The organism is Pseudomyxococcus flavus, assembly GCF_050038885.1.
GTDB lineage: Bacteria > Myxococcota > Myxococcia > Myxococcales > Myxococcaceae > Myxococcus > Myxococcus flavus.
Genome location: NZ_CP143624.1, coordinates 8,627,008 through 8,639,179, shown reverse-complemented (window position 1 = coordinate 8,639,179; position 12,172 = coordinate 8,627,008). Strand labels below are relative to the sequence as shown.

At 72.5% G+C, this 12,172-nt stretch carries 10 protein-coding genes; 6 read left to right on the top strand and 4 right to left on the bottom strand.

All coding sequences use genetic code 11. The annotated features are described in order from the left end of the window. Positions 1–289 precede the first annotated feature (289 nt). Positions 290–523, top strand: coding sequence for a hypothetical protein (locus VZL07_RS35830; protein WP_002636478.1), 234 nt, complete (start codon positions 290–292; stop codon positions 521–523). A gap of 67 nt (positions 524–590) precedes the next feature. On the opposite strand, the gene VZL07_RS35825 is transcribed toward VZL07_RS35830, so the two are convergent. Together VZL07_RS35825 and VZL07_RS35820 are read right to left on the bottom strand one after the other, a co-directional pair. Beyond that, a complete protein-coding gene (locus VZL07_RS35825) occupies positions 591–2,105 on the bottom strand; it encodes a CAP domain-containing protein (RefSeq protein WP_426752437.1) in 1,515 nt (504 codons plus the stop codon). Then, positions 2,102–2,407, bottom strand: coding sequence for a DciA family protein (locus VZL07_RS35820; protein ID WP_426752436.1), 306 nt, complete (start codon positions 2,405–2,407; stop codon positions 2,102–2,104). Before VZL07_RS35820 ends, VZL07_RS35825 begins: the two co-directional genes overlap by 4 nt. Before the next feature lie 178 nt (positions 2,408–2,585). Here VZL07_RS35820 and VZL07_RS35815 point away from each other — a divergent pair, with 178 nt between their 5' ends. Beyond that, the gene (locus VZL07_RS35815; protein WP_426752435.1) at positions 2,586–5,192 is read left to right on the top strand and encodes a carboxypeptidase regulatory-like domain-containing protein; all 2,607 of its coding nucleotides are present in this window, start codon (positions 2,586–2,588) and stop codon (positions 5,190–5,192) included. A gap of 101 nt (positions 5,193–5,293) precedes the next feature. Then, the gene (locus VZL07_RS35810) at positions 5,294–6,169 is read left to right on the top strand and encodes a diguanylate cyclase (RefSeq protein WP_426752434.1); all 876 of its coding nucleotides are present in this window, start codon (positions 5,294–5,296) and stop codon (positions 6,167–6,169) included. A gap of 66 nt (positions 6,170–6,235) precedes the next feature. On the opposite strand, the gene VZL07_RS35805 is transcribed toward VZL07_RS35810, so the two are convergent. Beyond that, positions 6,236–8,233 carry a 1-acyl-sn-glycerol-3-phosphate acyltransferase gene (locus VZL07_RS35805; RefSeq protein ID WP_426752433.1) on the bottom strand — a complete coding sequence of 666 codons (1,998 nt, stop codon included), beginning with the start codon at positions 8,231–8,233 and terminating at the stop codon, positions 6,236–6,238. A 2-nt stretch (positions 8,234–8,235) separates the two neighbouring features. Then, on the bottom strand, positions 8,236–9,204 hold the full coding sequence (locus VZL07_RS35800) for an SDR family oxidoreductase (protein WP_426752432.1): 969 nt from the start codon (positions 9,202–9,204) through the stop codon (positions 8,236–8,238). A 102-nt stretch (positions 9,205–9,306) separates the two neighbouring features. Between VZL07_RS35800 and mutL the strand changes: the two genes are divergently transcribed. The 3 genes from mutL to VZL07_RS35785 all read left to right on the top strand — a co-directional run bounded on the left by mutL (position 9,307) and on the right by VZL07_RS35785 (position 12,159). After that, a complete protein-coding gene (gene mutL / locus VZL07_RS35795; RefSeq protein ID WP_426752431.1) occupies positions 9,307–11,169 on the top strand; it encodes a DNA mismatch repair endonuclease MutL in 1,863 nt (620 codons plus the stop codon). A 95-nt stretch (positions 11,170–11,264) separates the two neighbouring features. Next, a complete protein-coding gene (locus VZL07_RS35790) occupies positions 11,265–11,420 on the top strand; it encodes a hypothetical protein (RefSeq protein WP_002636470.1) in 156 nt (51 codons plus the stop codon). 16 nt (positions 11,421–11,436) lie between these two features. Beyond that, a complete protein-coding gene (locus tag VZL07_RS35785) occupies positions 11,437–12,159 on the top strand; it encodes a hypothetical protein (RefSeq protein WP_426752430.1) in 723 nt (240 codons plus the stop codon). Positions 12,160–12,172: the final 13 nt, after the last annotated feature.

The following is a 12,172-nucleotide window of genomic DNA, read 5'->3' as shown; positions in this document are numbered from 1 at the left end:
CTTTGGGGAGGGTGGTTTGACAGCGGGCGCGACAAGTCCTAGATCCGCGCGGCGTCGGGCCAGTCCTGACTGTTCAGCACCAGATGTCATTCGCTGAAAGCGTCCAGGCGATTACGTGCACTTGGGTAGGAACTGCCGACCCATTGCGTCACCCGGAGTGAATCACTACCTTGCGCCGCCGCTCAGCGCCACTCCGGTCCGCCACTGTCTGGCGGGTCCAGTCGTTGTCGTCAGGTAGCACTGCTCGTTCACAGCGCTCGGGGGGGAAACAGTTCAGAGGGAGGGCTTCATGAAGCCGTGTCCAGCCGATCTGCCACAAACCATCAACCCCGAAGCCGGGCCCAAGCGTGCCGGCGTCGAGACCCACCGCAATCTCAACTGCCATCAGTATGACAACTGCCTGGATGAAGCCGTCCGGCGGGGATGGCAGTCGTTCACCTGCATGAAGTGCCCGATGTATCAGCAGGTGGCACCGCCGCAGATGGGGCTCGAGGCCTACGCGACGCAGCGTCGGCCCGTCTGAGCCAGGGGTTCCCGTCCCCGCGGAGATGGCGAGGCGCACACCCGCACGGGCCGTGCCGTGCGGGTTTTCAGGGGACGGCCGCGTAGATGACGGCCACCCAGTACTGATTGGTCCCGAAGCGGCGGGAGTCTCCTCGGACGACGCCGACGCCCACGCGGTTGTTGGTGGCGTCGGCCAGGCTGCGGGACTCCGGAATCGCCGTGGGGTCCGACACCACGAAGAAGTCCACCGAAGCGGTGCCCGCGTCGGGCAGCACCTCGAAGACGCGGTCGTGCACGGGGGCCTCACCGGGCTGGGCGGAGGGCTGGTCCAGCTCCAGGGCCCGTCGCGCATGGGCGCGCGCCAGCGCCTCCAGCGCCGCGTTGCGAGTCAGCGGCGGCAGCTTGCGCGAGGCGCGCAGCCGGCTCAGCGTGTCGTACGCCTCCTGCTGCGGGTCCGCCAGCTCCGGCGTGGCCGGGGGCGCGACGGTGAAGACCTCGGTGAGGATGGCCTCCTGGCGCCCGTTCACGGTGTGGAAGGCCACGCCCACGCCCATGTAGCGGAAGCCCGGGTCCAGCAGGTTGCGGCGGTGGCCGGGGCTGTGCTCGATGCCGAAGTGGGCCGCCAGCGGGCCCGCGGCCAGGCCCAGGTTCTCCCCCGCGCGCACGTAGCGCGCCGTGGACGGCAGCCGCTTCGCCAGCGTGGAGCCGTCCGGGGCGATGTGCGCGAAGAAGCCCTCCTTCGCCATGCGGGTGCTGTAGTCCAGGGCCACGCGCTCCAGCACCGCATCCGGTGAGAGCTCGGGGACGCCGTGGGCGCGGCGCAGGGCGTTGATGCGCTCGTACAGCGCCCCACGGGCATCCTCCAGGGTGGTGGGCTCGGCCGCGTCATCGCTCGCGCTGCGCGTCCCGGGGGTGCCATGGTCCACCAGGAAGAGGGCCGCCACCTCCGGCCCACCTTCCGCGCGGCCCACCACCTCCAGCGTGTAGGTGCCGTGCATGGCGAAGGTCAGCCGGCTGCAGAAGCCGCCCCGGGGTGTTCGCTTCTGGACGGGAACCAGGTGCACGGTGCCGTCCGGCCAGGTGGCATACACCTCCGCCTGGCGCAGGGGGGACACCAGGGTGCCGCAGAGCGTCCGCGCAGCGGGCTCGCCCTCCTCGAGTTTGCGTGGGAAGGGCTGGAGGTCCGCCTTGCGGTCCACGAGGAGCAGCACCAGGGCCGCGCGCTCGGCCTTCACCGCCACGCCGACGCCGAAGTGCGACGCGCGCTCACCGTTGAAGTCATCGCGGTCGAGGAAGGTCTCGATGGCGTGGCGTGGCACCCAGGCCCGGATGACGAGCGTGCGCGGCGACGGGTCGGCGGCCCCCGCGTCGCTGACGGCGCGGGTGAGGGTGAAGAGGCCGGGGGCGCCCGTGGTGTAGTCTGTGAGGACCTCGCGGGCCAGACGCCGGGCTGCGGTGGACAGCTTCGGGTCCTCCACCGGGACGCGCCGTCCCACGCGCTCGAACTCGCGGCCGACGTGCTGGGCGGCGCTGCGCTCCATGGCGTCCGTCGTGGGAGGCGCCGCCGCGAGCAAGACCCCCAGCACCAACAGGGCCATCATCGGCGGCTCACCCCGAAGGTGAAGGTGAGCGCCGTCACCGTGCCCGGGCCGAGCCGCGCGTTGAGCCGCTCGCACAGCGAGGCGGCCTCCGACTCGAGTGAGCGCGCCCACTCGGCGCCCGTCACCGCCACCACCAGGGTGGTGCCATGCAGCGCCTGGGGCGTGGTGTGCCGGGCCAGGTGGGGCCCCACCACCGCCGCCCACACGGGCGCCAGGGGGTGCCCCTTGCCGGACTCACCGGCGAGGCGCGCCAGGACACGAGGGAGGAGGTTTTCCAGGGACTTGGGCTCGCCGCGGGCCATGAGGGCCGATCATCCATCCGGGAAATCCGAAAGCCAACCATCCCTTGCACGGGAGGGGCGCCTGGCGGGCGGACGGGGTATAGTGGCGCATGAAGGGCGGCGGCCGGCGCCGCGTACCGTCGCGCAGCGCGCGGCCTGCCTGTAAGGTCGCGGACGGTCCCCCCGGAGCCGTGTCCGTATGAGTCCCACCCCCCGTTTCTCCCGACTGGCTTGCCTGGCCTGCGTGCTGCTGTGTGTGAGCGGCTGTGGCGCCATGGATGAGGGCTACTCGGTCCCCGGGGGGCCGCCCCCCCCAAGTGGCTTCTGTGCCGTCGACCAGGACTGCCCGGATCCAGACCTGTTCATCTGCGACACGACCACCTCGCGCTGCGAGGCCGCCTGCCGCACGCGCGAGGACTGCCGCGGAGAACGCCGGGGCCTCCATGCCCTGGCCGTGTGCGACAAGAGCGGTGGCATGGGCTGCCAGTGCGACATGAACCGGTGCGTGCCCGCGGTGTGCGCCACCGACTCGGACTGCGGCGAAGACGGTGTGTGCCGGGACGGGGCCTGCGGACCGCCGCCTTCGGCGTCGCTGGCGGAGGCCTGCGAGGTGACGCCGGACGTCGTCGTCGGCAGCCCGGGGTTGTCCGTGGACTTCCGCGTGTGGGTGCGGGATGCGAGCGGCCGCCCCGTGGTGCTGCGCGATGGCATCGCGTGGGAGGCGCTGACTTCGTCCGTGGTGGGGAGCGGCTCCGGCGCGGCGGGGACCTTCGTCCTGGCCGAACCCGCCTCCGAGCACGCCGCCGTGGCGGTCCGGGTGGGCCGCGCCTCCTGCCAGGCCCGCGTCACCGTCCTCCCACCGGAGGTGCCGCCGGGCGGGGTGCGGGTGGTGGTGGTGGACGCGCTGACGGGCCGCCCGGTGCCCCTGGCGCTGGTGGCGGTGTCGGACGATGACGGCGAGCTGACGGGCGCGCTCGTGACGAACGCGGAGGGCGCCACCTGGGTGCCCGCGTCCGGCGAGGTGGGGCTGACGGCCTATCACCCGGACTACGGTTACCTGACGCTGGCGCGCCACGACGCCAGCCGCTTCCGCGACGTGCGGCTGGCGCTCCGGCGCAACCCGCTGGACCGCTTCGGCGGTGTCCAGGGCACCTTCCCCGCGGTGGACCAGACGTTCACGACATCGACGTCGCTTCGCATGGGGCTCACGGGCCTGTCAGTGCCTGGCCTGCCGTCGGAGCTGTCGTCCGAGTCCTTGCTGGGCCCCGAGCGGGAGGTGGCGCTCCCCATAGGCCAGGGGCCGTCCTCGGTGTCGCTTCCCTCGGGCAGCGCGCTCTGGCTGACGGGCAGCGCCGCGCCCGAGGTCGCGGCCCCGGGCATCGCGGGTGTATGCGACAGCTCGCTGCCCGGTGTGGGGGACGTAGAGCAGGCCATTCGCAGCGGTGCCTGCGGGACCCGAACGGCGTGGGCCCTGACGGGGGCGGTGCCGTTGAAGGAGCTGCCGCTCATCGTGCTGCAGCCGGGAGTGGACCCGCTGTTGCAACTGGGGCGCCTGCTGCCGGGCTCGACGGGCTTCTACTCGACGTTGACGCGTGATGCGCGCTTCACGCTGGCGCCCACGCCGGGCATCGGCACCGGCGAGCCGGACCTGAGCGCCGTCGAGTACGCGCAGCCGCTGCCGTTCGCGCCGGACGCTCCGGGCGTGCGGCTGTCCTTCCCCTTCGCGGTGCGGGTACCGCCACTTCCTCAATACCAGGGCGCGTACCTGGCGCGGGCCTACGTGCTGGCCACGGTGTCGGTGCCGGGCCGGGGCATGGTGCCCCTGGGGCTGGGCGCCGCGGCCAATGTGTCGCCGGCGGATCCGAACACGGATGCCGATGCGCGGCTGGGTCGGCCGGGGCAGGTGGCGGTGCGCATGGCGCCCGCGCACCAGGGCCTGGAGGGGCAACCCTACCGGCTGGTGGTGACGGCGGCGGGTTCGCAGGCGTCGGATGGCTCGGTGGCCACGAGCACGCTCGTCGTGGGACTGCCCGGCCCCCGGTTCGACCCGGAGGGCCACCAGCCCGTGGACGCGGGGGTGGGCTTCCTCGCCATCCCCGAATCGGCTCGCTACAACTTCGACGGCGACCCCTACCAGGGCCTCGAAGGCCGAGAGCTCAAGGCCACGGTGGACCCGCGCGCCAGCCTGGTGCGGGCCGAGTTCAGCACCCGCGCCGGCCGGCGCTGGACGGTGCTGATGACCCCCGACGACACGGAGGATGGCGTGCGGGTGCCGCGTCCCCCCCTGGGTGTCGAGGACCGCACGTATGACTCCGTGCTCCTGGGCGGCCGCTCGCGGCTCCACGTGGAGGTCCTGCGCGCGAGCGGGTTGGCGCGCCGCGAGGGTGACGGGCCGGCCGTACTGGCGGCGGCGGACGGGCCGGGCATGGAGCGGCTCGCCGACCTGCTGGACGCCATCTCCGTGCTGCGCCTGGGCCGGCCGGAGGTGGTCTGGCGGCACCCCGAGGCGGATGGCCAGCGCCTGGCGCGCGGCAGCGCGGTACGGGTCGGCATCTCCGGATTCCGGCTGGGCAGCGCGCCGACAGGGCAGGGCGCGGTGCGCGTCACCCTGCGGGGAGGCAGCGGCTGCGAAGGCCAGGTGCTGACGAGCGCCGAGCCCATTGCGCCCGGACGGGGTGAGGTGGAGCTGGAACTGCCCGCGGAGTGCTCGGGCCTGGACGTGACGCTGGTGGCCACCCTGGTGGACTCCGACGGCGACGCCCTGCGCCCGCTCGTCACCGCCACGCGGCGAGTGGACATCCCCTGATGGGCAGGGCGCCCGAGTTGCGGGGAACCCACCCGGCTTCCCGTGCTCTGGCTCGCTTTCTTGATTTGCAGGGTGGTAGCGTTGCGGCCCCGGGAGGCAAGGTGCAGAAGGAGACGGTCGTCACGGTCATCTCGAAGATCTCCGACCGGCCGGTCAACCTCGACGCGGCGCTGGTGGTGATCTACGGCCTGGACCTGGGGCGCAAGTTCGACCTCACGTCGGAGGAGACCCTCATCGGGCGTTCCTCGAAGGCGGACATCCAGATCGATCAGGAGTCGGTCAGCCGCAACCACGCCAGCATCACCAACACGCGTGAGGGTGTGCGCATCCGCGACCTCGGGTCCACCAACGGCACGTTCATCAACGACGAGCTGGTGGAAGGCGGCCGCGAGCTGCGCAACGGCGACCTGGTGAAGATTGGCCGGACCATTTTCAAGTACATCGCCGGTGGCAACATCGAGGCGGCGTACCATGACGAGATCTACCGGCTGACCACCATGGACGGCCTGACGCAGATCTACAACCGCCGCTACTTCGACGAGCAGCTGGACCGGGAGATTTCGCGCAGCCGCCGCTACGAGCGCATGCTGTCGCTGGTGCTGCTGGACATCGACCACTTCAAGGCGGTGAACGACAAGTTCGGGCACCTGGCGGGGGATTCGGTGCTCAAGCAGCTCGCGTCCACCGTGCGTACGAAGATCCGCCGCGAGGACGTGTTCGCGCGCTACGGCGGGGAGGAGTTCGCCATCCTCCTGCCGGAGGTGTCGCTGGCGGGCACGCGGCAGCTCGCGGAGAAGGTGCGGCGGCTGGTGGAGAAGCAGCGCTTCGAGTTCGACCGGCAGGTGATTCCCGTCACCGTCTCGGTGGGGCTCGCGGTGCTGGAGCCGTTCCACCGGGAGCCCGGTGAGCTGGTGCGCGACGCCGACGAGAAGCTCTTCGAGGCGAAGACGACGGGCCGCAACCGCGTCGTGGGCTGATGGCCCGGCCCCCCGGTCGCGCGGCCGCCCGGGCGCCTGCACCGGGCGGAGGCACGAGGAGGCCGCTCAGCCAGCGAACACGGAGCGGCGCTCGCGCAGCAGCGACTGCAGCATGCTCTGGATGGCCTCGCGGGTGCGCTCCGTGAGGCGCTGCACCTCGCCCAGGTCATCCGCCGCCTCCGGTGGGAAGTCCTCGACGCCAATGGGCTCGCCGAAGCGGATGCTCCACTTGGCCGGCAGCGGCAGGGGGCCCAGCGGCGTCAGCGGCACATAGGGCAGGCCCAGGAACGAGGCGGGGATGCGTCCCAGCAGGGGAGACGTCTCCTCCGCGCCGACGATGGCCACCGGGACGATGGGCGCGCCGGTGCGCAGCGCCAGCTTCACGAAGCCGCCGCGGCCGAAGCGCTTGAGCCGGTATCGCTCGCCGAAGGGCTTGCTGAGCGCCTGGTAGCCCTCGGGGAAGACGACGAGCGGGCGGTGCTCGTCCAGCAGGCGAAGGGCGTTCTCCGGGCAGGCGCGCACCGCACCCAGGCGGTTGAAGAGCGTGCCCAGCACGGGCGCATGGAAGACCTGGTCTTCCACCAGCCAGCGAGGCTCTCGCAGGTCGGGGCGCTCCCGGGTGAGCGCCATGGACATCACCAGCCCGTCGTAGGGCAGGGCCCCTGAATGGTTGGCCACCAGGATGGCCGCGCCCTGCGGCACGTGGACCACGCCCTGCACGGCCACGCGCCAGTATTGCGAGTAGAGGAACTCGAGCACGGGCTCCAGCCGCTCGACGAGCGCCGGATCCTTACCGTATTCGTCGAGGTTCGCTCCGCCGCCGGTGCCCAGCCCGGCGCGGACCATGTCCTTCAGCCCGCTCACCGCGAGCAGCGCGCGGCCCAGGCTCTCGCTCGCGAGCGCCTGACCCGCGATGTCCCGCGCCAGCGACAGGGCCGCGACGGCGCGCTCCGCCAGGGGGCGGACGTTTTCATGGCTGCTGCGCCCGGCATCCGGTGGGAAGGCATCGCGCGCGGCGTCTTCGGCGGACGCGGACGCGGGTGGCGGCACCAGCGACAGCGGCCCGCGACGTCCCGGCGGGAACTCGTCGCGCGTGGCATCCGGCAGCTCCACCTCCGGCTCCACGGCGGTGGTGTCCGACTCCTCCGTCACCAAGACGCTGACCGAGGCCTCGTGCGTCCACGTCGCTTCCGCTGACGCCTCCTCCGTGCTCGAGGCTTCTGGGGCGCCCTGCGTCCCGGGCGCCTCCGCCATCAGCTCTTGCGCTGCCTCGATGGACCGCATCTCGTCGGCAGCGGCGCGCGCGGCGGCCTCCGCCACCTGTGCGGCCACCGACACGGCGAGCTCCCGCTCCTGTTCCGGAAGCTGTGACGGTGGGCCCTGCTCCAGCAGCGCCTCCACGGCGCTTTCCGCCAGCTCGGTCGCCATCTCCGTGGCCATCAACCGCTCGACGTCCGCGTCCTGCCCGGCTTCCCCGCCCAGGGCCTCTTCCACCGCGGCCGTGGCCGACGCCTCGGCCACCTCGGACGCCAGGGCCTCCGTCAGCGCATGATCCACCTCGCGCTGACTGTCCGTTCGGGGGCCCGCCTCGTTCACGGGACCGGCGGCGGTGCCCTCCGCGATTGGCTCGGTGGCGGCCGCGGGCTCACGCAGTGGCAAGGCGGCCTCTTCCGCGGCGGACGCGAAGCCCTCGTGCTCGGCAGGGGCGCCCGTCTTCGCGCCGCGTGCGGAGGTCGCTGGCAGCTCCTCACGAGGCTCGGACCGGGCGGGCGCCGCATGCGGCGGCGCACTGGCCGGGGCTGCACCCTGGGCCTTCGCGCCCTTCCGACGGTTGTCCGCCGCGGCCGCCTTGCCGCCTCGGGCCTTGCCAGGTGCCTTGCGTGGCTCGGGCTTCCGGGACGCGGCGGACGCAGCCTTGCCTCCCGCCTTCGGGGACGCGGCCTTGCCCTTCGCCGGCTTCTTCGGCGCGGCCTCCGCGGGCGGGGTCTCCGGCGCGCCGGACTCCGAAGGGCGCGACGCAGCGCCGCGCTTGAAGGGATCGTTCCCAAGGACACCCTTGGCCATGACTAGCTCCTCTTCAGCGCCGCAGCGGCGTCCCTGACATGGTGGAGGGGGATGAATCCGAGCGCGGACTCGGCGCGTTCGCCGTCCGCGACCCATGAGTAATGGATGTAGTCGAGCAGGGCCACGGGCAACGTGCCCGCCCCCACCGCGTCCAGCGCATGCAACGCGGCTCGGAACAGGGGCCCCGGCAAGGGGAGCGGCCGGGCTCCCGCTTGCTGGATGAGGCCGGACAGCGGCATGACGCCCCGGCCCACGACATTGATTTCACCGGACGTGTCCGCGCGCAGCGCCAGGTGGAGCGCGCGCGCGGCGTCCTCCTCGTGCAGGCCCTGCCAGAGCGGGTCGAAGCCCAGCAGCGTGGGCACCACCGGGTTCCTCAAGAACCGCGTGGCCGGGTTGTCCACCGAGGGGCCGAGCACCGGCGCGAAGCGCAGCACCAGCACGCGCATGTCTGGATGCCGCTCGCGGAAGGCACGCACCTGGCCCTCCACCTCGACCTTGTCGGTGACGAAGCGGCTGTGCGGGCAACCCTGCAGGGGGGAGTCCTCGCGCAGCATCGCCGGGTTGTTGCCACGCGCGCCGTAGACGGCCGTCATGGATGGCACCACCAACCGGGGCAGCCGCGAGCGGCCCGCCGCGGTCAGCACGTTCATGGTGCCGATGACCTCCAGCTCGTGCGCCATGGAGCCGTTGCGGATGGGACCGAACAGGAACGCCAGATGGTAGAGCGCGTCCACGGGCCGCTCGGTGAGCGCGTCGGTGAGCTCGCTCTCCGCGTCGTAGCGGGTGAGGTCCACCCGGTGGAACTCCATCTTGGCGTTGCCGTCCGGAGGGCGGGCGACGTCGAGCACCAGGATGCTCTCCACCTCCGGGTCCTGCTCCAGCCGCGACAGCAGGAGCCGTCCGTAGTCTCCACTCGCGCCGGTCACCGCAACGCGCAGCCGCCCCTTGCCTGGTCGTGACACGTCCATACGCGGTGTCGTGTGTTAGCCCAGCCGCCTGGGATTGTCAGCCGCCAGCCATGTGGTGTTGCTGGACAACGTCGGCTGGGTGGCGGAGGGTGTCCGGCCGTCATGTCCCGGATTGCCCGCCTCAGTGATGTCCTCATCAACAAGATTGCCGCCGGCGAGGTGGTGGAGCGCCCCGCGTCCGTCGTGAAGGAGCTGGTGGAAAACTCCATCGACGCTGGGGCCAGCACCATCCGCGTCGAGCTGGACGGCGGGGGCGTGGACCGCATCATCGTGTCCGATGACGGGCACGGCATGGGGCGCGTCGACGCCGTGGCCTGTCTGGAGCGCCATGCCACCAGCAAGCTGCGCGAGCTGGACGACCTGTTCCACATCGACTCCATGGGGTTCCGGGGCGAGGCCATCCCCGCCATCGCATCCGTTTCCCGGTTCACACTTCACACCGCCGACCCGAACTCGGAGGTGGGCACGCGGGTGGTGGTGGAGGGGGGCGGGCCGGCGGAGGTGGAGGACGCGCCGCCGCGCATGGGCACCGTCATCACCGTGGAGGACCTCTTCTTCAACGTCCCCGCGCGCCGCAAGTTCCTGCGCCGGGGCGACACCGAGCTGAAGCACGCCGAGGAGGCCGTGGTGCGCCTGGCCCTGGCGTACCCGGAGGTCGGCTTCTTCGCGTCGCACGAGGGCGGGACGCTCTTCTCCAGCGCGGCCTGTCCGGATGACCCGCGCGAGCGCATCGCCGCCGCGCTGGGCTCGTCCGCCCACCCGCATCTGTTCCCCGTGGAGGAGCGCCGGCTGGGCGTGGCCGTCACCGGGTATGCCGCCTCGCCCGAGTTCACGTTCAACAACGCGCGCGGCCTCTACACCTTCGTCAACCGCCGCTACATCCGGGACCGGGGCCTGATTGGCACCATCCAGCGGGCGTACCAGGACTTCCTCGCCGCCGGCCGGCAGCCGGTGGTGGTGCTCCACATCGACGTGGATCCGCGCGCGGTGGACGTCAACGTGCATCCCCAGAAGCAGGAGGTCCGCTTCGCCGACGCCCGGGGGGTGCAGGAGGCGGTGACGGCCGCGCTCAACCGCATGCTGCGCGCCGCGCCGTGGCTGGGCTCGGGCGTGGAGGGCGCGCCCCCCCAGGCGGGCCAGCCCATGGACGCCGCCCACTACGCCCACGCCGTGGAGCGCTTCCTCACCCGCGCCCAGGAAGCGGCCTGGGGCGCGCCGCTGCCCACCGCCATGGACGCCCCCGGCCCCGGGCCCGGCGGTGTGCCGTCGATGCTGCCGGCGGGGCAGGGCCCGCGCCCCGGGGCATTGCCCTTCGCCGCCGCCCTGGGGCAGGCGCCCGCCTTCGGTCAGGCCCAGCCCCAGCTCAACGAGGCGCCCCCGCCGGGGTACTTCGGCGCGCTGCGGCCCCTGGGCATGCTGGGGGGCCGCTTCCACGTCTGTGAAGGGCCCGGCGGCACGCTGGTGGTGATGGATCCCCACGCGGCGCTGGAGCGCGCGCGGCTGACGGGTTACCTGCGCGCGCTGGAGGCCGGCAAGCCGCCTCCGGCGCCCACGCTGTTCGGCACCACGCTGGAGCTGAGCGTCCCCATCGCGAAGTCGCTGGTGGAAGGCCGGGAGGCCCTGGCGCGCCTGGGCTTCGACGTGGAGCCCTTCGGCGGCACCACGGTGGCGCTGAAGACGGTGCCGCCCGGCCTGGAGGGCGCGGATGCGCGCGCGCTGCTGGAGGCGCTCGCGCGGGCGCTGCCGCCCAAGGGCGCCCAGCTGGACACCGTCACCCTGGCGGAGGCGGTGCGGGTCATGGCCTGTCACGCCGCGCGCCAGGCCGGCGCCGTGCCCCTCACGGACGCGCAGTTCCGCGCGCTGCTCGGCGAGCTCGACCGCGCCGACTTCCATCCCACCTGCAGCCACGGCACGGTGGTGGTGCTGGAGATGCCCTTGCTGGAGCTGGAGCGCCGCGCCCGCTGAGCGCCCCGAAAGTTGACGGGTCCGCCCTCGCTGTTACGGTGCGCCACACGCCTGTAGCACCCAGGCCAACCTCCGCAGCGCACAGGAGCGGGCACATGCACGGTGTGATCACCCTGCGGGACGTGGTGGCGAACCTTGGCGTGGTCCTGCGCGAGTTCGGCGCGGTGTGTGTGGTGCGCTGTCTCGTGGCGTCGCTGCGCCGCCAGCGGACCACCTTCCTGGAAATCGCGCTGTGTCCCAAGCGCCCCTGACGCCAAGCCGCCCCTGATGCTTCAACGCCTCCTTCCGCTCGCACTGCTGCTTTCCGCTCCCGCCGCCGCCCAGGACTTCACCTACGAGGACGAGGAGGTATCCACCTCGCTCAACGGGGTGGGGCGAATCACCGTCCAGGGCGGCTGGCGCATCACTCCCAACAAGACGCTGTACGACGGCTGGTACAAGCGCCCGGCCAACCAGGGCCTGGCGCGCGCACGGGAGGTCACGGGCGCGCCCATCGTGGTGGCGTCCTTCGCCTACGCCATCTCCGACCTGCTGGAGGTGGGCATCGACCTGTTCGGCACGAAGAGCCGCCTCTACCTGAACGAGCCCGGCGCCGAGGGCGAGCCCGCCCAGGCCCGCCCGGTGGACACGCTGGGCTACGGGGCGCTCATCGGACTGCGCTTCCAGACGGTCGTGCCCCAGCTGGGACCGCACGGGCTCGTGCCCTACGCGGGCCTGCTCACGGGGCCCACGCTCGCCTCGTCGGAGCGAAAGGGCGAGGAGCTCCAGGAGACCACCACCCATGCCTGGATGGCCAACGTGGGGGCCACCCTGCGGCTGACGCCCCGGTGGGGCATCACCGCGGACTATCGGCTCGCCTTCCTGCGAGGCCCGGTGGGGCCCTCCACCGCGCGCGTGGGCTCGTTCAGCATGGGGGGAAGCTGGCTCTCGCTGGGCGTGACATACAGCTTTCCCGCCGAGCCATCCCGGCCGCTCTCAGGCAGTCTGTAGGGGAGGCAGGCGA